Annotated in this window: 15 protein-coding genes; 6 read left to right on the top strand and 9 right to left on the bottom strand. The window is 55.6% G+C overall.

Translation table 11 applies throughout. The annotated features are described in order from the left end of the window. The first annotated feature begins 9 nt into the window (after positions 1–9). A complete protein-coding gene (locus tag Pla100_RS01190) occupies positions 10–1,059 on the top strand; it encodes a ThiF family adenylyltransferase (RefSeq protein WP_146575866.1) in 1,050 nt (349 codons plus the stop codon). Between the two features lie 111 nt (positions 1,060–1,170). On the opposite strand, the gene Pla100_RS01185 is transcribed toward Pla100_RS01190, so the two are convergent. The 3 genes from Pla100_RS01185 to Pla100_RS01175 all read right to left on the bottom strand — a co-directional run bounded on the left by Pla100_RS01185 (position 1,171) and on the right by Pla100_RS01175 (position 6,451). Next, a complete protein-coding gene (locus Pla100_RS01185; RefSeq protein WP_146575865.1) occupies positions 1,171–2,577 on the bottom strand; it encodes a DUF1552 domain-containing protein in 1,407 nt (468 codons plus the stop codon). Further along, complete coding sequence (locus Pla100_RS01180; protein ID WP_146575864.1) at positions 2,574–5,171, bottom strand: DUF1592 domain-containing protein; 2,598 nt, start codon at positions 5,169–5,171, stop codon at positions 2,574–2,576. Before Pla100_RS01180 ends, Pla100_RS01185 begins: the two co-directional genes overlap by 4 nt. 461 nt (positions 5,172–5,632) lie before the next feature. Continuing rightward, positions 5,633–6,451 carry a methylamine utilization protein gene (locus Pla100_RS01175; RefSeq protein ID WP_231602537.1) on the bottom strand — a complete coding sequence of 273 codons (819 nt, stop codon included), beginning with the start codon at positions 6,449–6,451 and terminating at the stop codon, positions 5,633–5,635. 124 nt (positions 6,452–6,575) lie between these two features. Between Pla100_RS01175 and Pla100_RS32130 the strand changes: the two genes are divergently transcribed. Beyond that, the gene (locus Pla100_RS32130; RefSeq protein WP_146575863.1) at positions 6,576–6,827 is read left to right on the top strand and encodes an FmdB family zinc ribbon protein; all 252 of its coding nucleotides are present in this window, start codon (positions 6,576–6,578) and stop codon (positions 6,825–6,827) included. Positions 6,828–6,830: 3 nt separating this feature from the next. Here the strand turns inward: Pla100_RS32130 and Pla100_RS01165 are convergent, their stop codons facing one another. From Pla100_RS01165 to Pla100_RS01150, 4 genes are all read right to left on the bottom strand, one after another. Then, positions 6,831–7,715, bottom strand: a complete 885-nt coding sequence (locus tag Pla100_RS01165; protein WP_146575862.1) for a serine aminopeptidase domain-containing protein — start codon at positions 7,713–7,715, stop codon at positions 6,831–6,833. Further along, complete coding sequence (locus Pla100_RS01160) at positions 7,715–10,432, bottom strand: amino acid adenylation domain-containing protein (RefSeq protein ID WP_146575861.1); 2,718 nt, start codon at positions 10,430–10,432, stop codon at positions 7,715–7,717. Before Pla100_RS01160 ends, Pla100_RS01165 begins: the two co-directional genes overlap by 1 nt. Continuing rightward, positions 10,429–11,814, bottom strand: a complete 1,386-nt coding sequence (gene ectB / locus Pla100_RS01155; protein WP_146575860.1) for a diaminobutyrate--2-oxoglutarate transaminase — start codon at positions 11,812–11,814, stop codon at positions 10,429–10,431. The genes Pla100_RS01160 and ectB overlap by 4 nt, the downstream gene beginning before the upstream one ends. Positions 11,815–12,033: 219 nt before the next feature. Then, positions 12,034–13,458, bottom strand: coding sequence for a hypothetical protein (locus Pla100_RS01150; RefSeq protein ID WP_231602536.1), 1,425 nt, complete (start codon positions 13,456–13,458; stop codon positions 12,034–12,036). Positions 13,459–13,910: 452 nt separating this feature from the next. Between Pla100_RS01150 and Pla100_RS01145 the strand changes: the two genes are divergently transcribed. Next, complete coding sequence (locus Pla100_RS01145) at positions 13,911–14,360, top strand: cupredoxin domain-containing protein (protein ID WP_146575859.1); 450 nt, start codon at positions 13,911–13,913, stop codon at positions 14,358–14,360. A 46-nt stretch (positions 14,361–14,406) separates the two neighbouring features. Here Pla100_RS01145 and Pla100_RS31430 read toward each other — a convergent pair whose 3' ends face one another. Continuing rightward, positions 14,407–14,712, bottom strand: coding sequence for a hypothetical protein (locus tag Pla100_RS31430; RefSeq protein ID WP_231602744.1), 306 nt, complete (start codon positions 14,710–14,712; stop codon positions 14,407–14,409). Here Pla100_RS31430 and Pla100_RS01140 point away from each other — a divergent pair. The 3 genes from Pla100_RS01140 to Pla100_RS01130 all read left to right on the top strand — a co-directional run bounded on the left by Pla100_RS01140 (position 14,594) and on the right by Pla100_RS01130 (position 20,763). Beyond that, positions 14,594–16,975, top strand: a complete 2,382-nt coding sequence (locus tag Pla100_RS01140) for an FG-GAP-like repeat-containing protein (RefSeq protein WP_231602726.1) — start codon at positions 14,594–14,596, stop codon at positions 16,973–16,975. The two genes, Pla100_RS31430 and Pla100_RS01140, sit on opposite strands and share 119 nt — an antisense overlap. Beyond that, on the top strand, positions 16,972–18,660 hold the full coding sequence (locus Pla100_RS01135; protein WP_146575857.1) for an MBL fold metallo-hydrolase: 1,689 nt from the start codon (positions 16,972–16,974) through the stop codon (positions 18,658–18,660). The genes Pla100_RS01140 and Pla100_RS01135 overlap by 4 nt, the downstream gene beginning before the upstream one ends. A gap of 129 nt (positions 18,661–18,789) precedes the next feature. Continuing rightward, positions 18,790–20,763 (top strand): cytochrome c3 family protein, encoded by a 1,974-nt coding sequence (locus Pla100_RS01130; protein WP_146575856.1) that lies wholly within the window; start codon positions 18,790–18,792, stop codon positions 20,761–20,763. 21 nt (positions 20,764–20,784) lie between these two features. On the opposite strand, the gene Pla100_RS01125 is transcribed toward Pla100_RS01130, so the two are convergent. Beyond that, positions 20,785–23,781, bottom strand: a complete 2,997-nt coding sequence (locus Pla100_RS01125) for an FG-GAP-like repeat-containing protein (RefSeq protein ID WP_231602534.1) — start codon at positions 23,779–23,781, stop codon at positions 20,785–20,787. Between the last annotated feature and the right edge of the window lie 258 nt (positions 23,782–24,039).

Genomic DNA, 24,039 nt, shown 5'->3' with positions numbered 1-24,039 from the left:
TCGTTCGACATGAGCATCTCACGCCCCGAAGACCGTTACATTCGCCAATCGCAATTCGCCGCGATCGGTGAGTCCGGCCAACACAACATCGAGAACGCCGACGTCGCGATCTTGGGTTGTGGCGCGCTCGGTTCGGTTGCAGCCGAATTGCTCGCCCGCGCCGGTGTCGGTCGATTGCGATTGATCGATCGTGATCTGGTCGAGTGGAGCAACCTACAACGGCAGTCGCTCTACGACGAAGCCGATGCGATTGCCGCATCCGCAAAAGCCGAGGCGGCCGCCAAGCATCTGCGACGAATCAATTCGTCGATTCAAATTGGCGAACATGTCGTCGACATCACGTCATGGAATATCGACGAACATCTTCGCGGTTGCGATTTGGTGATCGACGCGTCGGACAACTTCGGTCTGCGTTTGTTGCTCAACGATTGGTCACTTGCCAATCAAACGCCTTGGGTCCATGGCGGTTGTGTCGGCGCGTCGGGACAAGTGCATTTGTTTCAAGGTGACTCGCCGTGCTTTCGGTGCCTTTTGCCTCAGGCTCCCGCCCCCGGCGAAACGGAGACCTGCGATACCGCCGGTGTGATCGGTCCGGCGACTCATTTGATCGCGAGCCTACAAGCGTGCGAGGCCTTGAAGTGGATCTCAGGCAATCGCAACGCGGTCAGCACGAACGTGCAGTCGATCGACTTGTGGACCAATCAAATGCGATCGATCTCGATGGCGTCTTGCGTCCAAACCAACTGCGTCGCATGTGGCCAAGGACGTTACGATTTCCTAAACGCGACCGAAGAGTCGAGCGAACAGTCTCAAACACTATGCGGACGCAATGCTGTTCAAATCACCGGTCGCACCGACGTTAATCGATCGATCGACCTTACCCGCATCGCGACGGCGTGGGCAAAAGTTGGCAAAGTTCAATCGTCGAGGTTCTTCGTCCGACTGATCCTCTCCGAAAACCAATCGTTGACGCTATTTCGCGACGGGCGGGCCGTGATCAACGGGGTTCGCGATATTCCGCACGCGCGATCGCTATACGATCGATACGTCGGATCGTAAGAGTGGATCCGACGCAACGCGATCGCGTTGAAGTTCGCGAGCGAACCGATCGGACATTTCCGAAACTCTTGGCGAGTTTCGCGACGGGGCGATTGGCTTCGGGGCGATTGGTTACGACAAGAATCCTGCGAGCGTTCCGGTGCTATCGCCGATCGAATCGACTTGAACCGACATGCCTCCGAGCATTGACATGAACAAGTTGGCCATCGGTTGCTCGCTCGCGTATCGCAGCAATCGTCCGCCTTCGATGCGGCCGCCCGCTCCACCGGCGACCACGATCGGCAGGTCATGGTGGGTATGTCGATTTCCGTCACCGAGTCCGCTGCCGTAGAGAATCATCGATTGATCCAGCAACGATCCATGGGCGTCGCTGGTCGCATCGAGTTTCTCGACGAAGTACGCAAATTGCTCGACAAGATAATGGTCGATCTTGCGAATTTTTTCGACCGTGTCCGGTTTCTCGCGGTGATGGCTCAGGCCATGGTGGGCGTCCTTCACGCCGACTTCCGTGTACGATCGATTGCCCCCAGCGTTGTCGACCATCAACGTCGCGACGCGGGTGGTGTCGGTTTGAAAAGCGACGACCATCAAGTCGTACATCAAGCGGACGTGTTCACGGAACGCCGAAACGCGACCGAAGGGAACTTGCAAGTCCGGCAAAGAGGCTTGGTCTTCCGCTTCGGTGCGTTCGATCCGTAATTCGATTTCACGGATGCTAGTAAAGTACTCGTCGAGTTTGCGACGATCGGTTTGACCGACCTGTTTCATTAACTTCTCGGCATCACGTCGGACGATGTCCAAGATGCTCTTTCGGACCATCCGTTGTTCACGCTCGGCGGCGGCATCACCGGTTCCGAACAATCGTTCGAACGCCAAACGCGGGATCGTTTCCTTGGGCATCGGTTGCGTTTCATTTCGCCAGGATATATTCGACGAATACGCGCAACTGTATCCCGAGTCGCAACTGCCCGCGTTGCGACTGTCGACCAATCCGAGTTCGATCGAAGGCAACAACGTTTGTCCGGTCAGAGCGGTCGCGGCGACTTGATCGACCGAGATACCCAAACGGATGTTGCTGCTTGTCTTCACCGGTCGGGCTGCCGTCAAGAAAGTCGATCCACCCCGCGCGTGATCGCCCGCGCCGTCGGACTTCGATCGTCCGCTATCGAGTGCCAAGCCGTCGATGATGTTGATCTTGGATCGAACGTTCTCGAGCGGACGCAAGGATTCACTGAACTCCCAGTCTTTCGTGACGAGGTCAGTGTTTTCTGCTTTGAGTTCTGGCGAGACACGCCATGCCGACGGGATCGCTCCGTTAGGAAAAAACACGCAAGCCATGCGAACGGGGGCGGACTGCGACGCGTTACCGGAGTCTGGCGTAGCGAACGCGCTGCTCGCCATCGGCGTCATCGATTCGAGCATCGGCAAGCCCAAGGCGAAACCGGTCGAACGCAACAGGGTACGACGATCGATGCGGTGACCGCCCTTGAGGTTGGTTGGTAGATGTCGGTTCGTCATGACTTCCCTTTCGTTGGAGGCGTCGTGTCATCAGCGACCTGGTCCGACGGCGTCGGCAGTTCGGCTTGATGGTTTAAGAACGGCGGACTTTCGATTACTTGTTCGAGCAAGTCACGGACTCGGTATTGATTCTTGGCCGTTTCGTCCAAGATGGCTTCGACGAAGCATCGATCGCTCGGTCGTAGTTCACGTCCGATGGCGAACGCCAACATCCGCCGGACGGCGGTCTCGGCGAGCTTGCGAGTTTCCGAATCGGCGATCAAGGTCGCCAATTCTCGGGTCCCTTGGAACGCCCGACCGCCCGGCAATTCCCCACCCGCTTCCCGCCGAGCGGGGTTGTCGGATGAACGCAAACGTCCGAGGTGATCGAACTCTTCTAAACCGAATCCGAGCGAATCCATCACCCGGTGGCATGAAGCGCAACCGGGATCGGCGCGGTGCAGTTCGAGTTGTTCACGCAGCGTCGCATCGGCCGACGCGGTCTTGGTTTCTTCCAAACCCGGAACGCCCGGCGGGGCCTCGGGTGGCGGCGTGCCGAGCACGTTTTCAAGGATCCATTTGCCTCGCTGTACCGGGGACGTGCGGATCGGATAACTCGTCAACGCCAACACTCCGGCATGACCCAAGATTCCCGGCCGAGCCGGATCGACGCCATTGATTTGGATGAATTGGTCGGCAGGGACTTTTGGATCGGTGGGACGATCGAGCCCATACCATTTCGTTAGGTCTTCGTTGGCGAAGGTGTAATCGGCAGTCAACAATTCGGTCACCGGACGGTTGTCTCGCAACAAATGCAAGAACAATGCTTCCGTTTCACGGGACAGTGTCTCCGCACTCAGTTCGACCGGCGTCTCCGATCGACCGGATCGATTCAGTTCGCTGAAGTCTCGACCGCTCAGGCCACCAAGTCCGAACCATTGGCGTGCGAATTCTGAACCGAGTGATTCCGCTTTGGGATCCGACAACATCCGTCGAACGTGCTCGATTCGTTTCTTCGGCGATTTCAATTCATTGTTCGAGGCAGCTTTGAGTAGTCGATCGTCCGGCAGGCTGCTCCACAAGAAGAACGACAAACGGCTGGCCAATTGATTCGACGACAGCGGCACCGGTTGCCCCGACTCGGCAAGCTTGCGATCCGCATCGGTCTCGGGGACTTCGACCCGGAACAGGAAGCGTGGCGAAACCAAAACGGCCGAGATTGCGACTCGCATCGCTTCGTGATAAGTGCTTCCTCGTTCGGTCATTTGTTCGACAACCGATACGTAGGGAGCCAAATCCTCATCGGTGACCGGAGTACGGAACGCGGTGGTTAAAATCGGTTTCAAACATTCCTTGGCGGAGGGCGCGACGTTAACGAAATAATCGCCTCGCTTGGACGCCATCTTCCGAAGTACCATCCGCTGCGCTGGAGGAAGATCTTCCCGCGTCGATTCGCTCGGTCCGCGGACGACGATCGAACGGAAGCGAAACGGAAACTCGTCCTCATCGATTTTTCGATCCGGTTTGAGTGACGTTCCGGCAGGCAAACGCGAAGCTTCGATCGCCTCTTGAGTTAGCTGAGTAATCGGTTCGAATCGCGACTCGTTGATTTGCCAATGAGGATCATTCTTCAACAGCTCCTCACGCTTTTCAGCCGGAATGGAAGTCGTGCGGAAGAAGTACCGTGATTTGCCTGGAGCAAGCGTTAGGCGGGTCGACTCGTGGTCGTCGCTTCCCGAACTGTCGCGGCTTTCGTGTTCAAATACCGCCTTCAAAATTCCGTCGGGAGAGTGCATCGTTGACAACACCTTGCCGTAATCTGCCTTCGACGGCGAAGCAATCATCTCGATCGAGTATTGACCGCCGACGGGAACGTCGAACTCGACCCAAACGACTCCGTCGGATTGCACGTAACGTTGACCGAAACTACCCGTTCGGGTGTCGCCGATCAGGTTCAGCGTCACGCCCGTGAAGGTTTGATTGACGTTGGGGAGGGTTTCCGGATCGACAATGATCTGCGAAGTCACGAACTCCGCTGCGGTCAGATACTTGTCCATCAACATCGGGGACAACGATAACACGTCCGCGTTGTTGTCGAATCCGCCGCCGACTTCATCGGACGGGAATCGATCGGCCGGACGTAAATCCATCCCGAACAGATCTCGGATCGCATGGTTGTATTCGGCCCGGTTGAGTCGCCGGGCGGTGGTCTTGCCGGGGCGAGGCCGTAAATCACAGGTGCTGTGAAAGACCAAGTTGTCGAGCCGATCGGCCATCTCGCGACGTTCATCGGACGTCGGAAGTTCGGCGTCCTCAGGCGGCATCGCGCCGAAACGGATCATTCCCAACACGTGGGTCGCCAAGTCACCGTTTTCGCGAACGCCTTCGAGCGTCTTGAGTAAGGTCAGGTCAACTTCGGCTTCCGAATAGTCGGGGCTGTGGCAATCCACGCAGTAAGTTTCCAACAACGGCCAACCGGTTTGTTCCCATTGTTTGGCGGACTGATCGACGACGTCCGCGATGGCTTGCGACCATGACTGCAAGGATAGCAACATGCAGACCGCCGACCCGAAAACTGCCGAGGCGAAGCAATGGTAAGGGAGTAGATTTCGCATGAGCGAGTCAAACCACACAAACGGTGGTCAATGAAGGAGGGACTTCCAAAAGTGGAAGGAGAGGCGAGGCGTGAGGGGCGGGGGGGGCTCACCAAAACGTCACGTGGCATTTCGATGAGGTTCGAAGCTAGCGGGCTGTTGAATTAATCGTAACCCGAAGCGTCAGCTGATTTAATCGTAACCCGAAGCGTCAGCGAGGGATTCAACGCGATTAACTCTCTTGTGAGTATCCCTCGCTTACGCAGCGGGTTTCGATGAAGACTAAACCAACACGCCGCTAGAGGCGTGTTGATTTAATCGTAACCCGAAGCGTCAGCGAGGGATTCAGCGCCATTAAATCCTTTGTAGGTATCCCTCGCTCACGCTTCGGGTTACGATGCAAACTAAATCAACAGCCCGCTAGCGTGTTCGGCTCACCCTAAAATTATTAAATCTTGACGAAGCACTAATTGTGCTATTTCTCAATCGGCCGAAAGGGCTCCGGCGGGAACCAAAATCTCGCCCAAATCATTTTCACCGGCTTTCAATTCGACTTCGAATCGCTGGCGTTTCCATTCGGTTTCTTTGCCACCGACTTTGACTTCGTCGAGCTTGCCACCTTCGTAACGAACCGCGAATGTGATCTCCTTGCCAGATGGCAAGCCTTTGATTTCGATATTGCCGTCGGAATCACTCACATCGGCAAACGGGTGTTCTAGAACGACAACGTAAGCCTTCATCCAAGGGTGAATGTTGCATTCGACGGGAATCGGTGCTGGCTCTTCTTCCTTCAGATCAACCACTTTTTCTTGCCCGGCCGGGATCATCAAGTTCTGTTGGGTGTTCTTGATGAAATTCAAATTGGCGTTGTGCCCGACGGGATCGGGGTTGGTGATTTTCAGCTTGTCACCGGTTTGCGCGATCACGATATGCGGCTGGAAACGGCACTCATCGTTGGCCAACTCGTGCGTCGTCGAGCCAGGTGAAGTCTTGGGCAGATCGTCGCCACTGGACCGCGTGTACACGTGAACGATGACGTTCTGAATTCCCTTGTTTTCCGAATTGACGATCAATTTTTCATTCGGAATGTCGTGTTTGCCACAGAAATCTTGGTCCTTGTTCGGATCAATCTTCCCGACGACCGGTGGAGCACCGTCGTAGACAAACCGCATTTTCAAGCTAGCGTCTTGAGCCGAAACGACATTGCCGGCGGCAAAAGTTGCGGCCCCGACGGCCAAGGTCGCGATCAGGCGACGGAATCGATGGGAGGTTTCGCGACGAAATTTCACAGAAAGAGCCAAGTTGTTTCTCCTAGTTGGGGGGTGGGCATCGTGTGGAAGGGAGTTGCATTGTAGACATATGAGCTAAAATGTCCAATCGCAACGTTTGTCGAGTCCTTTCAATGACCCAATCGGAGTCCTGTTGATGCCCCTTTACGAGTTTGAATGCAAGAAGTGTTCGGAAGTTTCGGGCACGTCGTCGACTAAAGAGATTTTAGTTCGATCGCCAAGTGAAACCCCGGTTTGCCCGGATTGCGGAGACGATCGACTGAACCGCTTGATGAGCGCTACCGCCGCCCCGGCGATGGGCGGGCGATCTCTCCCGGTCAGCGGGGGTGCCGCGTCGGGCGAAGCGTGCGGAATGCCGCGATGTTGCGGCGGCGGTTGCCAAATGTAGTCGCTACACGTGGTGTGTTTGGGATGCGAAACCGCTTAGTCGACCTTGTCTCTCCATCTCCATCACGCAATCGGTTACATGACGCACCAACCGCTGGCGGTCTTCGCACAGATAAGCGACGTGATCGATCTCCGGCCAATACTGACTCGTCACTCCGGACGCTCCGGCGAGTTCCGGGAACATCGCGGAGAATTGCCCGGCGTGGTTGAAGTAGTCCGAGACGCCACCGGTGTAGAGGAAATGGAACTGAGTTCCCTGGTCAAGCAAATGAGCGATCTGAGACGCGGCGGTCGCTCGCGAAGGGAATTCACGAATGTCGTCGCCTGGTTGCAGCGAAGCGGGCGAGTCTGGGGCGGACATGAACCGCCGCCGAATCCAACTTCTCCATTTGCGAGCGTCCAAACTCCGGCGAAGGTAACGGTGAATCATCCGGTGCCAGTAATAGCCGGGAGTTCGATACCCGCAGCCGTCCATTGCGACCAACCCCACGATTCGCGGATCGTTCACGGCGGCGGCCAACCCATCGTCGGCTCCACTGCACAATCCGAATAAGATCACGCGGCGGATGGAATGGTTCTCGTTGAGCCAATCGATCGCGGTTCGGATTTCACCGACGGCGCGATCGAGCGATCGGCCGCCCGCGCCAATGCCAAAACTCTCGCCGATCCCCGACAGGTCGAATCGAAACGAAGGCAGGTGTTGTACCGCTAAAGATTTTGCCAAGTCCACGTGCAACCGGAACGGTCCGGCATGATGCAACATCCCCGGCGTGACCATGATGATTGCGGTATCACACGGTTCTGAACCACCGTTGTGCGGCTCGGATTGAGCGTCGTTGAAAATGCCCGAAAGGTTTTGATGGGCACCGAATTGAACGGCATGTTCCATTACTTCGCTCCTATTGAAAACGATTGATCTGAACCGAGCAACGAGACAATCTGTTGAAAGCTATCAGGTGACGAGAAGGCACTTTCGGTATATCGAGGATCGTCCCAACCGATCACGTCGTGTGTTAGAGTTCGGTGTGGTTGCTGCATCAACCAGTCGCGATCATGAAGGCTTGATAAGTAGCCATCACTCACGACAACGAAATCATTTTCCGTCAACGGCCGTATTCGCAGCGACGAAATACTATCGCGTTTTTCCGGCGACATCGCATGCCCGTAACTCTGGTCGAAAATCGACTCAGTTCGGGGGCGTTCATATCGAGTCAAACCCACCAGTTGTTGTTGATGGAATTGATCAAACATTCGTAACATCGTTTCCCCGTCGAGAACCGGATCCCAAAGGATGGTTCGGTCGAAAAGATTTGGGCCAACTTCCGCAGCCAAAAGGGCTCCGAGTCGCAAACCGACCACGTCGACTCGCATAATTCCTGAACGGGATACGATTTCACTATGGGCATCGCGAATATTCTGCAGCAGTATTGTCGACGTTGCCGCGTCGCAATCACCGTCGGAATTACCCGTTCCGAAATAATCAAAACGCATGACGTGATGACCTGCGTTCGATAACGCAACGGCGAGTTGTTGCAAGTTGCGGTACGCTCGCGTGTATTCGTGACCGATCGGGTGACACAGCAAAACCGCCGATGGCGACGTCCTATCGGAGACGGTCGCGGCTTCCGGTGGTCGGTACTCGACGGCGTAAAGTCTCGCAATGCGATCCTCAGCCAGACCGCTGTGGAAGAACAATGGAGTTGCCGTCGGTAGACGACGTCGCAGTTGGACTAAGTCCGCCTCGCGCTGTGCGTCTTGATCGATCGGTTCGCTATCGGTCAGAAACTTCGCAAACAGATCTGGGTGCGTTGATTGAAGATGCCGCGCCAATGTCGCGACCGTCGGGTTGGCAAAGAAATCGCGAACCGGCATCGCGAAGTCCATATCAGTGGTCAATCGCGTGATCACCTGGGTCACCAACAGCGAACTTCCACCGAGCAGAAAGAAGTCATCGTGAATACCGATTCGGGGCACGTTCAATACCTCGCCCCATAGCGTCACGAGCCGACGTTCCAAATCGTTTCGCGGCGCGACGTAGTCGTCACCGCCGATCGTCAATGCCAACGACGGATCGGGTAAACGAGGCCGGTCGATCTTCCCGTTGATTGTCTTGGGGAATGACTCCAAGAACGCGTAACGCGACGGAATCATGTAAGCCGGTAATGAAGTCCGCAAACCATTGGCGAGCTGATCGGCCGTCAATAACTCATCTTGTGTGGCGACGTAAGCGATCAGGAATTTTTGTGTCTCTACCTGTTCGTAAACGACCAGCGATTCCAGAACGCCCGGCAATTGATTCATGACCGCCTCGATCTCGCCCGGTTCGATCCGATACGACCCGAGTTTGATTTGATGGTCGACACGACCGGCGAAGTCGATGTTGCCGTCGGGTAGCCATCGGGCGAGGTCACCGGTGCGATAAAGTCGTCGAGCGACCCCGTCGATCGTCGTGTCGACGAACGCCCGACGGGTCAAATCTTCCCGGTGGTGGTAGCCGATCGCAAGCGCGGGACCACCGATAAACAAATGCCCGGTTTGTCCGTCGCCGACCGGTTGCAGGTCCTCGTCCAAGATGAACGCCGTATAGCGTTTGAGCGGTTTGCCGATCGGCATATGCGGCGAATCAAAATCATCGTCGGGGATGAACACCGTGGCCGTCACGGTCGTTTCCGTCGGGCCGTACGCATTGCACCACAAGACGTCATGCGCACACAACGATTTCCAACGGTGGTAATGCTCCACCGAGACCTTTTCACCGGTCGCAATGACCAATCGCAATGAAGCTGGAACCTTGGCACCGGTAGCGACCATCAAGTCGACCCATTGGTGCCAATAGGCGGTCGCGAGGTGAATCGCGGTGACGTTATTTTGATCGATGATCGACGATAATTCATTGGCGTCGTCGGAACGCTCTCTCGGACGGACGACGACCGTCCCACCGGTCAACAGAGGCGGAAAAATTTCTTCGATCGCGATGTCAAAACACAACGTCGAGAACTGCAACGTTCGATCGGCGGCGGTCAGATGGTAGCATTCAATGTCGGCATCGCAGTACACCGCCAGCGACGAGTGCGAAATCTCCACACCTTTCGGTTTGCCCGTCGATCCCGACGTGTACATGATGTAGGCAAGTGCTGCCGGATCGATGTCAGGCAGATTGACCGAAACTTCGCTCGTCGAACCCATCAATGTGTTCGCGTCGATCCAGCGGACCTGTTCGTTTTGTTCCAAAACCTGCTCGAACAGACCGCGATAGCGATCGTGCCCGATTACACGCGTGGCGGCCGCGTCATCGATCATGTACGCGATTCGGTCGGCGGGATATTCCGGATCCAGTGGCACGAACACGCCACCCGATTTCATCACGCCAAGCATCGCCGCGATCGCGTCGGCGGAACGATCCAAACATAATCCCACACTTTCGCCGACTTTCAAACCATCTTGAATCAACCAAGCGGCGATCCCGCCCGCGATTTGATCGAGCTGTCGATAGGTCCAGGTGCGGCCTTCGAATTCGATCGCGATCGACTCGGCGTGTCGTTCACACTGGATCGACCAAGATGACAGAATGGTGACGTTGAGTTCTTCGAGTGAAGCGGTGCTCATGAAAGCGATAAATCCGTGGAGGTGATTCCCAACAATCCAGTAGTCGTGTCCAAGATCGGAACGATCGGTGTCTTCGCGGTGTTCGATTCTGGAATCGCTACTGGGGTCTCCAGCGGCGCGGTTTGTACGAGCGTTTCTTGAGCAAGAACCTGTTCGATCGCAGTCTCGAGAACTTCCAGCCCGGCTTGCAGCAAATCGATCTCGATCGTGAGGGCGGGCATGGCCTTGAGGACGTGATCTCGAACTCCAGCCGATTCGATCAACAATCCCGACTTAAAGGCTTGACGTGTGATCGCGGATGCTCGATCGCCGCACTGGAGATCCAATCCCCAAATCATGCCGCGACCGCGAACCGTGATGCCTTTATCTTGATGACGTGCCGCGATCGATTCGAATCGTTCGCGGATGATGTCGCCGCGTTGGCGGATCTCGGTTTCGAACTCCGACGATTCCCAATGCTTCAACACGGCCGCTGCGGCAACGAACGCCAAGTTGTTGCCGCGGAACGTACCGGTGTGTTCTCCCGGACGCCACACATCGAACTCCGGCTTGATCAAGACCAACGACATCGGCAGGCCACCCCCGATCGATTTCGACAGGCAAACCATATCGGGGACGATGCCCGCATGTTCAAAACTAAAGAACTTTCCGCTGCGCCCGTTACCGACCTGAATGTCATCGATGATCAAACGAATGTCGTGCACACGGCAAATTTCGGCGATCTGTCGCAGCCATCCGTCGCCGGCCACGTTGACGCCGCCTTCGCCTTGAATCGTTTCTAAGATCACCGCCGCCGGCATGGGCAATCCACTGCCGCGATCGAACAACATCTTCTCGAAGATGGAACTCGTGTCGACACCGCGCAGATAGCCGTCGAAGGGCAAATGCGTAACGTTGTTGTGCGAACCGTAATTTTCGTGGTGGTAGTATTGGTTGCCGGTCAGCGCCAACGAACCGAGCGAGTGGCCATGGTAGGCATTTGTGAACGCGACGACATGTGACCGACCGGTTTGTTTCTTCGCCAACTTGATCGCAGCTTCGATGGCATTGGTCCCCGTCGGACCGGTGAACTGCAATCGGTAATTCAAATCACGCGGATGCAAAATCGTGCGACGAAACGATTCCACAAACTCGGCTTTCGCTACCGTTACCATGTCCAGAGAATGTTGTATGCCGTCGCCGGCGATGTATTTCAACAACGCTTCCTTGGCACCTCGATGGTTGTGCCCATAGTTGAGCGAACCGGCCCCGCAAAAAAAGTCGATGTATTCTCGGCCAGCCTGATCGGTCATGGTCGAGCCCACCGCCGATTCAAAAACGGCGGGAAAGGATCGCGCGTATCCGCGAACGTTGGATTCGAATCGTGCGATGGGGTCGTTCATTGACGGGTGACCAAATAAGACAAGGTGCTGGTTCGCCGAAGTTTGCAATTCGGATTGATGAAACCTACGACACCGGCATGCACACATCGTTCAAGAGGTCACCAATCGGACGGCGAGTCGCGTCAAAGTAAGCCGATTGTGTGGATCATTTCGAACTTGCGGCCTGTTTCAGGACCTCATCGATAACAGTTGTGGCGTTGTCGAATAGAAGTCAGACGCTTACTGAAGCATCACTTGATATGCACCACCGTTATCACCGCGTTGGTAAACCCCATTGGTACCGGGGACGTCGTTGACCCGGAACAACAACCACGACGGACGGTTAACTGGGATCGTCATGACAGGACCGACCCAAGGGCGCACGTCCAAGGCGTTGACCACCCGGTCGTCTTGGTTCGGAATTGGAAGGACACAAACTTGAAGCTGGCCGATCGGATGTCCCCGGTGATATTTCGCGGTGATTCCGGCCGGTTCGCTGATCCAATCTCGGACCTGCGGCGGTAACTCAGGCGTATCGTTCCCATCCGGGCGATCGCTCCCGGCCGTCTTAAGCGATGATTGCGCAACGATTCGGCACCGTCCGTCGGCACGGACCCGTATCGTCGACTGATCCGGGAACCAAACGCCGGCGGATTGCCAACCGTAATTCGCATCAATTCGCAAATCCAGCGGGCTGCCATCGTATCGCGGATCATCGACGGATAATCCGACAAGACTGATGCGTGGATCGAAACCGTACTCCATGTCGTTCAACCACAATTGCCACCGCGCCCTCAGGACTGGCCAGCGATTTTGGATCTCTCGCGCGAACTTCGCCGTAAACGCGGGCGACTGATCAAGACCATTGAACGCGGCACCGACGAACACGTCGCGCGTGTCGGGATAGTGCGTTAACATCAACGCCGCCGCCCAAGTCCAGGTGTACGATTCCACGTCCCCTTCCAGATTCATTGGCAGTTTCAACACACTCGCCAGCGTCGGCAAAGCGTTTGCTTGACGCTTCTCGTCGATGACCCGATAGCGTCCCCACATCGGTGACTCTTGTCGGTTGCGAGGCAAGTCGTTGATTCGAAACGAGCGAACCGATTGAGCGAGCAGAGGTAAGGAAGCATTCGTCGTCGTCTCGACTGGATCTCGATGGGTAGCCAATAATTCGGCCGTACCCTCCATATACCAACTCGGGCCACCGCCACCGAACAATCCGATGGCGAGCGCATGAACGCCTTCGTGCAAAATCAAGTGCCGGTTGTAGTACGCGGTCGATTGGTATTGAACCCAAACCGTTTCGGGAGACGCAAAACCATGCCGGAATGCGGGCACTGTGGCGGGCAATGCTCCCGAAGCTCGAAACGCGGCTTCGTCGCCCATCAGGTAACCGTCGATCCGCCAGCCGGTGACGCGGTCGATCGGTAGGCCCCAAAATGCCAACCACTGGGGCACCGCGGCGTCAAAGGACGAGACATAATCAGCCAGCGAAGCTTCGTCGGCGATATCGCTCGTTAGTCGCAGATACGTTCCTTCGCAGGTCCGCATGTCCGCTTTCAACTCGCCGCCGACCAATCCGACCAGCCCGATCAAAACCGTCCATTTCAATACAGGAATCGGCCGAAACGTGAGCCAACGAAAAGAACGCAGGTTTTTCATACCACCATTCTAGCTCACCGTCGGCCGAGCTCCAACACAGATCATCGCCTGCCGATGATCTTTCGAACCTTCGGACGACCAAGTTTGAACCATTCGCGGGTCTTTGCGCTCCGCCTAGGCCTCAATCACCCCGCCTCCCCAGGCCTTGTTTCCTGGCTCCTCCGTTATCGCTAATAAGGTGTCGCTCGCTGCTTACCTCGAAAACGAAGTTCAAGAAACAAGTACTGGACAAGTATGGAGTCGCCCAGGTAGGTTTTGACTCCTCAAGGAAGGTGACCTCGCTTCCTTCAGGTTACCATTGAATCACCCGCCGCTCTCGACGATCGATGGCTCAGACCATGATGTGCCAGTCTGTTCCCCGCATGCGATTCCGGGTGGCCGTACTTGTACTTGGGATATTGTCGGTCCCAGTGGGTTGGGCTGCCCTCTGGTGTTTTTCGCATTTAAGGTCAATGGGCACCGCGACGACGCCCTTTATTGCTGAATCCCCGATTAAAGAGGTTTCAGCGTACGTCGTCGGGGATGATTTCCAGCTCTTCTTTCGCTATCCTGGAGCCGACGGGATCATGTTTACCCCAGATGATCGTCAGGGCGTGAGGAATTGGATTATTCCGTCGGGGGCGAACGTCCGTTTGTGGTTGACCAGCCGAGACTTTGCATACTTGGTAGAGATTCCAGAAACGGGTCTCTACGAAGTGGCTGCACCGGGGCTCGTATTCGAGGCTTCCTTTAAGGCCCCGGCTTCCGGACAGTATGAGCTGTTAGGTAGCCAGATGTGTGGATACGACCATCCGAACTTACTCGGTCGAATGATTGTTCTACCGTCACCAGATTTTGCCCGGTCAATGGCCAACCTACCCACCGCTCAACCTCTTACGGCACCACCATGGGTCTTCGATTAACAAACGCGTTGAACTCGGCAATCGCTTTTCACCCCGGATCGATTCGTTATTCGGCGACGAACTTAAGGTCGCCCAAATTGGTTTGCTGCGATAGTTGGCTAACTGCACTTTGCTTATTGGCAATGGTTGCCGTGACGGGCTGCAGTCGATCGCCAACCCCTCCGACGAAATCGAGCCAACGAAACAACTCGGTCGGTGTCGAAACGACTGACGCGACGAATACCGACAACACAATGGCGAGGGAAGAGCTTCGGATCCTTGGCTCGATTCCGGAATTCACGCTGACCGACCAAGCGGGTAAACCGTATTTTAGTTCGGAACTTGATGGCAAAATATGGGTTGCGACATTCATCTTCACTCGTTGCACGGCGACCTGTCCGTTTCAAACCGCTGCGATGGCCGATCTACAGCGCGAACTTCGAAGCCGGGGCGAACTGGGGCCGGTTGAATTAGTTTCGATTACGGTCGACCCTGAGTTCGACCAACCTGATGTGCTCTTGGATTATGCCAAGGGTTTCAAGGCTGATTTTGACCATTGGCATTTTTTGACCGGTGATCGCGACGAGTTGTGGGAACTGTGCAAGGACGGATTCAAGATGAATGTCGAGTCGGCACGCGACGCGACGACGTTGATCACCCACAGCCAGGCGTTGGTACTGATTGATCACGACGCTCAGATCCGCGGCTATTACCCGGCACTGTCCGAAGACGCCAAAATTCGACTTCGAAGTGACATTCAAAAGCTGTTGGACGAGCAGAATCCAGATCGTTTCGATGAAGTGACGCAAGTCGACGTTCCCGAAGACGTTCGCGATCCGGCTTGGTTAACCGACCGTGCGGTATCCCAAATAAAAAAAGCGGAAAGCTACGAAGTGCTCCACGATTTCAAATTTCAGGATCAACTCGAACAGACCCAGATTACTTTTCACGATCAAGTCGTTGAGGATGTGAAGCGTGATTTCAAGGCTGCACACTACGATCACGGAGCGGCCGTCGCGGTGGCCGATGTCGACAACGACGGATGGCTCGATCTGTATTTCGTCTGCCAATTGGGTACCAATGAGTTATGGCGAAATCTTGGCAATGGGAAATTCGAGGACATCACCGATCGCGCCGGTGTGGGAGTGCCCGACGAGGTTTCTGTCGGAGCGTCGTTTGCGGATGTTGACAACGATGGTGACGCGGATCTCTACGTCACTCGCATCCGGGCTGGTAATAAGCTGTTTCTCAACGACGGAAAGGGAAACTTCACGGACTTTTCGGCCGAGTCCGGACTCGATCACGTCGGGCATTCCTCGGGTGCTGTGTTCTTTGACTACGATCGCGACGGATTGGTCGACTTGCTGCTCACCAATGTCGGGAAATACACCACAGAACAACGTGGGCCGGGTGGATACTATCTTGCCTACGCCGCCGCCTTCATGGGCCACCTTCACGAAGAGCGACATGAAGCCAATTTGTTGTTTCGAAACCTCGGCGGAGGTCGATTTAAGGACGTCAGCGAAGCGGTCGGATTCAACGACAAAAGTTGGTCGGGCGACGCCAGCCCGATCGATGCCAACGAAGACGGTTGGCCCGATATCTATTTGCTCAACATGCAGGGTCATGATGAGTACTATGAGAACCAACAAGGCAAGAAGTTTGTTAAACGCAGTCGCGAGTTGTTCCCCGAGTCCGCATGGGGAACGATGGGAGTCAAGACTTTTGATTTCGATCGGGACGGAATGTTCGATCTTTTCGTGACCGACATGCACACAGACATGGTCCATGCGTTGGACCCGGCCGAAGAAAAATCCAAGATGCGGCGTAACTTGCCAAACAATGTTCTCGCCACCGACGGCAATCACATTCTCGGGAATGCGTTTTATAAGAAAACCGGTAAAGACCAATACACCGAGGTTTCCGATTCGATTGGTGCCGAGAACTACTGGCCATGGGGCATCAGTGTCGCCGATCTCAATGCGGATGGCTTTGAAGACGTCTTCATCGCCGCAAGCATGAGCTACAACTATCGTTATGGCATCAATTCGGTGTTACTCAACGAGAACGGAAAACGTTTTGTCGATAGCGAGTTCATTCTCGGCGTCGAACCGCGAAGTAAAGGTTCCGCTCAGCCGTGGATGGAACTCGATTGCAGTGGTGAAGACGCCGGCCACCCACTATGCAAAAATCATGGCGGCAAACTGTCGGTTTGGGCTGCCGTCGGGACGCGGAGTTCGGTCATCTTTGACCTCGATCACGATGGCGACCTTGATATTGTCACGCATGACTTTGGTGGCACTCCGTCGGTATTGATCAGCGACTTGACTGATCGACATACGATCCACTATCTCGAGGTCAATCTAGTAGGTGGTCCATCGAACCGCGATGGATTCGGAGCGATCGTGGAAATCGGTGTCGGCGACCGAACGCTTCGGACGGTCAACGATGGCAAATCCGGCTATCTTTCACAAAGTCGCATTCCCTTGTACTTCGGACTCGGTGAAGCGAAAAGCGTCGATTCGATTCGAGTGCTGTGGCCGTCGGGAACTGAACAATCAATTCCCGCCCCCGGATCGGTAAACCAGTTGATCACCATCGAAGAGGGAGATGACGTAACTAGGGCCAGTCGATGATCGATCGGATCTCTTGTCGCATCGGATTCCATATCCCGCGATTTGCCGGCGTTTTGCGGAGGATGTGGGGAGTCCCGGTCTGCGTTTGGTCGAGCATGCTCCTTGTCGGATGCGGCAAACGAGATGAGGTTGAATTTCGCCCACCGATCGAGTACGCCACGGTGGAATCGGCGAAGATCCTCGATGCCGGTATGGATGTGAGAACCAACTGGTTGGGGCCTAAGACTGTTACTGTCTTTCCGGGCGTGCACGCGCTTTCTGAATTGTTTCCGAGTGCGGTTTATGCGATCGAATCGGAAAAGGGAATTGTATTGATTGATGCCGGGGTCGAAGCCGAATGTCACTTGCTCCACGAAAGCATGATCAAGGTCGGGCTTCAGCTAAGCGATGTCGGTCGAGTTTTGATTACCCATGCTCACTACGATCATGTTTTCGGTGCCAATCGGATACGCGAACTCTCGGGAGCTTCCATTGCGATCGGGTCCGAAGACGCGGATGTCCTTCGCACGTTAGATTTGGATGCGCTCTATTCGTTGTTTCCGAGGACGCCTTACGAGGGCGGGCCCATTGAGGTTGACCAAACGCTTGATGACGGCGACGTCATCGATCTCGGCGACGCGACCATTACGGTCGTCGCGGCCCCCGGTCACACACCGGGGTGCCGATGTTTCCTGCTCGAGAAAGATTCAACGCGGATCTTTTTCAGTGGCGATGTGATCTCCTCGTTGAACTTCGGACCGGCGACCTACCCGGTGCATATTTCACCCAAGTTTCGGGGCGATGCCGAGCAGTATCTCGCAACGCTCGATCGTTTGTTAGCCATGCCCCCGCCGGACATTCTGCTGCCCGGTCACCCACGCCAACAAACTCGTGGGTACGACGTGCGACTGTCCTCGGGGCAATGGAAATCACTGCTGATGCCGGCACGCGAAGAAGTTCAACAAGCCGTCGCACGTCAACTTCATGACGGCAAAGATTTTTTGGACGGACTGGCCAAGCAGGTCGAATCCGAGCTGTATTATTTCGGCGAGATAGACGGAGTCGCTGTTTATGCGAGTGTTCAAAATGGCAAAGTCATTGCGTTCAACGCACCCGGTGGCGATCGATTCGGGGAATTTTTTGAAAAGCGTGCCCGAGAATTCGAGCTCCCTTCGGTCCAGCCTGACGCGGTGGTGATCACGACGCCGGAGGAAGTGGCTTACTCAGGGATCGGTTCGTTGGATCCATCCACGACCATCTTCGCCCCTCGTTCGGTCACCGATCAGCTTCAATCCAATGCGATGGTAATCGAGTCGTTCGATCGATGGACCGAACGGTTCGGTGATCGTATGGAAGTGATCGAGTTGCCGTTGGGTGTGGCATGCTTGATCCGCTTGCAATCAAAACAGGTTTTAATAACGCCACCGGCACCACGCAACATTTCCATTGCTTGGACGACACGCACGTCAGGCCAGCGAACGACGAGCCCGCTTCAACCTCAAGCAATGAATCTGCAAGGGGAGCTGGACGAGTCGACCGCGATGGCGGAAGACTACCTCGCGACCGTGGAACGTTTAGGGTCGATCCGAGCGGACATCTGGCTGCCCGCTCGTCCATTTTCAGGACAGAACGCGAATTTGTACGATGACGATTGGCAGCGAATTCTCGAATCCAACCGGAAGGTCGCCGAGCAGCACGCTCCTTAAGTGCACTTTCTTCGATCGATCCGCCCACGCGGTTTGATTAGCCGAATGTTCGAAGAGACCGTATGCTATCGGAATCGCTTGATTTCATTTCGTCAGTTATGGTCGTAAAACACCACGGAATTGTTGCCGATGATCGCTCGTCAAAACGCTCTTCGATTACCTCCACGCTTATGCCTGTTGTTTTTCCTGAGCTGGGCTGGATGCAGTTCTCCTGAATCTGATCCGCTTGCTTCATCGGGATCGAATGAACCGGAGACCGTCGGACCGAAATCGGCCGCGCCGGAGGTCATTGTTCAGGAAATCCGCCAAACCTCTCGAGCGATCGGCCCCGAAGAAGTCGTTTCCGATGGCTATGTATCGTCGGACGCTTGTCAAGAATGTCATGTCGAGACTCACCGTTCCTGGCACGCGTCTTATCACCGGACAATGACGCAACCGGTCGACTCAGAGACAGCGCCGGCCGCGATTAATGGACAAGTGGTCGAGGTTCAAGGGAAAACGTATGCGTTTGAGAAACAAGGCGATCACTATTCGGTTACTTTTCCCGATCCGTTACTCGGAGGTCAGGTCCATCGGCGACGGCTGGTATTGATGACCGGGTCTCACCACATGAACGTATTTTGGTACGAATCGGGCGTGCACGGCACACCTGCGCAATTAGACATCGTTTTTTTGAAGCAGGAGCAACGCTGGGTTCCCCGTGACTCCAGTTTTCTTCAACCGAACCATCATTCCAACGTTATCGAGCTGGGAACATGGAATCGGACATGCAGTCGTTGCCACGCGACCCATCCAAAGGAAGGCTACCGAAACGCAACGCAGGACTGGGAGACAAAAGTGGTCGAACACGGGATCGCTTGCGAAGCCTGCCATGGACAAGGCAATGACCACATTCAGCAACATTCAACGCGTGCCGCCGTTTTGCTCGCCGAGGGGCAGAATGCGAACACGCAGGATATTACAGAAGCGGACTCAGCAGCGGACCAGATTGTCAACCCGAGCCAACTTTCCAAACACGCATCTGCGGATTTGTGCGGTCAATGTCACAGCGTTTTTATTCCCGATTACGACGTGCTTAGCGAAGCCGACTACGCCCGCGATGGCAATCCGTTCCGACCGGGACAACTGTTGTCCGATACCGGGTTTTCCAAAGTGGTCCGCGCCACCGAGGAATATCGCAATTCCGAAGCGTTTGTGCGGTGGTCCAAGATGGAAGATCTCGGAAGCACGTTTTGGTCCGATGGCACGATCCGGATCGCGGGCCGTGAATACAACGGTCTAATCGAATCGCCCTGCTTTCAGGACGGAGAGATGACGTGCTTGTCATGCCACACCATGCATCCGTCAGGCGATCAGGACTTGACCGATTGGCGTGATGACCAACTCAAGCCAGGCATGCGTGGCGACGAAGCGTGTTTGCAGTGTCACGATGACTATCGAGACCAGATCGCCGAGCACACCCATCACCCGATCGAATCATCCGGTAGCCGGTGCATGAACTGCCACATGCCTCACACCACATACGGGCTTCTCAAGACGATCCGCAGTCACCGGATCACCAGTCCGTCGATCCGCGACAGCCAAACGAGCGATCGACCGGATGCGTGTTCATTGTGCCATCTGGACCAGAGTTTTGCCTGGGTCAGCAGCCATTTAAGAAACTGGTACGGTCAAACCGGTGCTGGATCTTCCGGTAGCGATGCGGTAGCGACTTCGGTCTCACACTTGTTGCGGGGCGACGCGGCGCAGCGGGCGGTGCAAGTCGCCGCAATGGGTTGGCAGCCGGCTCAGGAAGCGTCCGGTACCAAGTGGATTGAGCCGTTTCTGTTGCTCGCATTGAATGACCCGTACGACGCGGTCAGACTGCTCTCGGCCCGTTCGATGAAGACGCTTCCCGAGCGATTCAGCCTACCCATCGACCCACTCGACTCAGCATCCAAACGCATGACCGCATTCAACGAATCGATCCAGATCATGGAAAAAGAGCTCAACGCGAGTTCACGTCCAGAAGTGCTGATCGACGAACAGGGCCGCATCGATTTCGTCCGCGTCCGGGCGCTTTTGGATCAACGCAACCATCGTCCAATCGTGCTACGTGAATAGTCCCACACGATCCGTCCCACACTAACGGCGACTATCCGACTGTGTTTCAACGATCAGGTGGGTTCGATTGACTTCAACCTCATCGAGTGTTTGCCGTGTTCCTGAGGGCCAAATGATTTCGAGGCGATCGACTTGCATTTGATCGGCTAGGCCGAAATCCAAAATCGCTTCATTGCTGCACAGGAACCCCCCACCGCCGACGACCCACCCGGTCCATTGATGCTCGCCGGCGTCCACGATGACTTTCGCGCCGACGGCGTCCCGCTCACTTTCAACGCCGACCAACTTAAGACGCAGCCAGTTTTGGACGTCGGTGTTGTTCTGCAATAACGCAGCGGGGCCGTCAAGCCGGTTGGCAACGAAATCGGGGCGTCCGTCGCGGTTCCAATCCAGCGTCGCAAGCGTCCGCCCCAATGTCGGCTCGGACCAGAAAGTCTCCCGCTCAACGGGATGATGGGCAAGATGAAAACGGTCCGCTGAACCTAGATACAACTGTGGCAACATTTTGAACGGAATGCCGCGAGCGGTGTGGTCAACGATGTGTCCGTTCAAAACAATCATGTCCAACCAACCGTCACGGTTGATGTCGATCGCCTGCGTCCCCCAGCCCACCGTCGGTTTACTCGACTCGGTCAAATCGCTCGTCTCGGTGGCATGTCGGAATAACGAGCGAGTTTGCTGCAGATACAGGTCGGCTTCCTGGTCCCAATAGTTTGTGACAAACAGATCCATCATTCCATTGCGGTCGAAGTCACCCGCCGCCAGTCCCATGGATCCGTGGCGGCCACCTCGTGCGCTGCCGGCGCAGCCCGCCAAATCGGCCGAATCCGACCAATCGTTAGACAGCGAGGCCGCGTGCCCCGGCTCGGTTTGGCGGTTCCAAAAAAAGTTCGTGTCACCATCGTTGGCGACGTAAACGTCGTTGCCGCCGGCCCCATCAATATCGGCAATGATCGCCGCGAACCCGTGACCTTCACGAGCCGACCGACCGACCGCCGCGACGACTTGCTGACCGATCGACGATGGGCTGTTTGAGTTCGGGCCGGCTCGCCATCGTTCGATTCCGCCGTTAGGTGTCACCGTCAACCATCGGTCCGGTCCGGGATGAAATTGGTTCGGGCCGCAGGTTTCCGCAGGCGTGCATGCGATTTGAAACGCTCGTGGATCGTCGATGTAGTTGACCTCGATAATTTCAGGGAGTCCATTTCCATCCAGGTCGCCCGCCGCTACCGAGGTCGTCCAGTGATTGTCGTTGGCGATCGGTAACGCCTGATCTTGGAATGTTCCATCGCCGTTGTTGATTCGCAAAACATTTCGGCCGATATTGGCAATCCAGATGTCCATCCATCCATCTTGGTTGAAATCAGCGACACTGACGCCCTGTCCGTACCCACGGTCTGCCGTTCCGGTGAAGTCCGAGATGTCCTGAAATTGTTCGCCATTGAGATTTCGGAACAACCGATTGGGGCCCGATTCCGATTCGGCGTTCGGTCTGCCACCCGACTGAGTGAAATACAGGTCGGGCCATCCGTCCTGGTCGAAGTCGATTACGCCGATCCCGCCGCCGGTTTGTTGATGAAGGTAGAAAAGATCGTCACTCCAGTCATCGCCGCTTTGATACTCGAAGTCCAGCCCGACTACGGCGGCGATGTCATTTAACTCGGCGTGTTGAGAGCTCGGCAACGATGCCGGCGTTTCCTTTTCAGTCGGGAGAACCTGACCCAAATTTCCTGACGGCAGCGGCCACCGAGACAACTCGATGTGACAACGATCGGCGGCTCGCGTTCGCCCTGTCGCCGAGGCGGAGCCCGACTCGGATCTCGCTTGGTCATTGGCTTGATAATCCTCGGCCGTGGCACCCGACTTTGACATCGCGATTCGTTTCCAGGCGAACGCCTCGAGCGGCCGGTCGAGTTGATCCAGATGGTCTGCCAGTCGGTGATATTGATCTGTGGTGCCCGCTCTCCGCCCCAGTGCCAAAGCAAGGTTGGCGATCTCGTCGAGGTGTTGAAATCTGGTCTCGATACAGCTTGCCTGATCACCTTGCCCACAACGTATCAAAGCGCGGGCTAAGCCGATGGTTGAATGTCGGTCCGTCGGATTCCGGTTGATCGCCTCAGCGAAGCAACGAACTGCAACTGGATCCTGACCTTGATGTGCCGCCAGTGTTCCCATCGCATACCAGTACTCCGGCTCTCGCTGGATTTCGCTGGGGAGCCCCTCGGCCCAATCTGCCAGCTCCTCGAACCGATTCCGCTCGGCCAGTAGTCGGCCCAAGAACGCCGCGATTGGAGTGGAGTCGGGGAATCGGTTTCGCAAAATTCGGCAGAAATGGATTGCCTCTTCATACTGCCCCACTTCCCTCAACCGCTTGGACTCGTACAACGCCTCTGGACCATTCGCCTCTGGACCATTCTCAGGCCTGTCCGATTTTTTTTCAGGCTCCGTCGTTTCATCCAATAGTAAGTCGTTCAGGTTCAACATGGAAAACAATTCCTTCTCCTGAATCTCACCCCGGCGAAGCAATGCCGTCAGGTGCTCGGATGCTTCGAGCTGACGTCCGCATCGATTCAATGTTCGGATCGCTTGGCGACGAACGCGGTTGTCGTCGGGATGATCATGCAAATGGTTTGTTAGCCGCTCGATCGCCTCGTCAACCTGGCCAGCCTCAAAGAACCACTTGGATGACTCGGTGATCGACAGGTTTCCGAATCGCGGTTCATCGGCGGGAATCGACGCAATCAAGTTTGCAGCATCTGCCTGGGAGCCCGTTGCGGCCAACGCCTTCGCGGTCAACACGATCAATTCCGGGTCCTCGGGATGCACTAACAGTAAAGGCTCGGTAATGGCCAGGACCCGAGAGGGCGCCCCATATTTCAACTCGTGATTGGCCTTGTTCAGAGCGGTGGTTAAGTCCTGCGGTTGTCCAACTTGGTCGAGTTCGCGTTGCTTTTGCCGTTTGCGAAACTCCTCAAACTTCGACGACTCATTCGATCCACATCCGGGAATAGCCCACACGACGAGAATTGACAAAAGTGTTACGGCACGTAGCCGGACGGTACTGACTTGTGATTTCATCAAAACAAATGAAAAAGGGAAGTGATCGGGATGCCGCAAACTCGACACTGGTTATACGAGATGAGAGCACCAAGATGATACAGGAACGATCCTGGACGGATTTTCGCTCGTCACTTCACACGGCTTCCCCCCTTTTCCGCGTAGCTTCGTCGCAGGTATTTCCCAACGATCCCATGCCCTCGTTTCGAGCCGTGTTCA

The organism is Neorhodopirellula pilleata, from assembly GCF_007859915.1.
Classification (GTDB): Bacteria; Planctomycetota; Planctomycetia; order Pirellulales; family Pirellulaceae; genus Rhodopirellula; species Rhodopirellula pilleata.
This window is presented reverse-complemented; position numbering and strand designations above follow the sequence as displayed.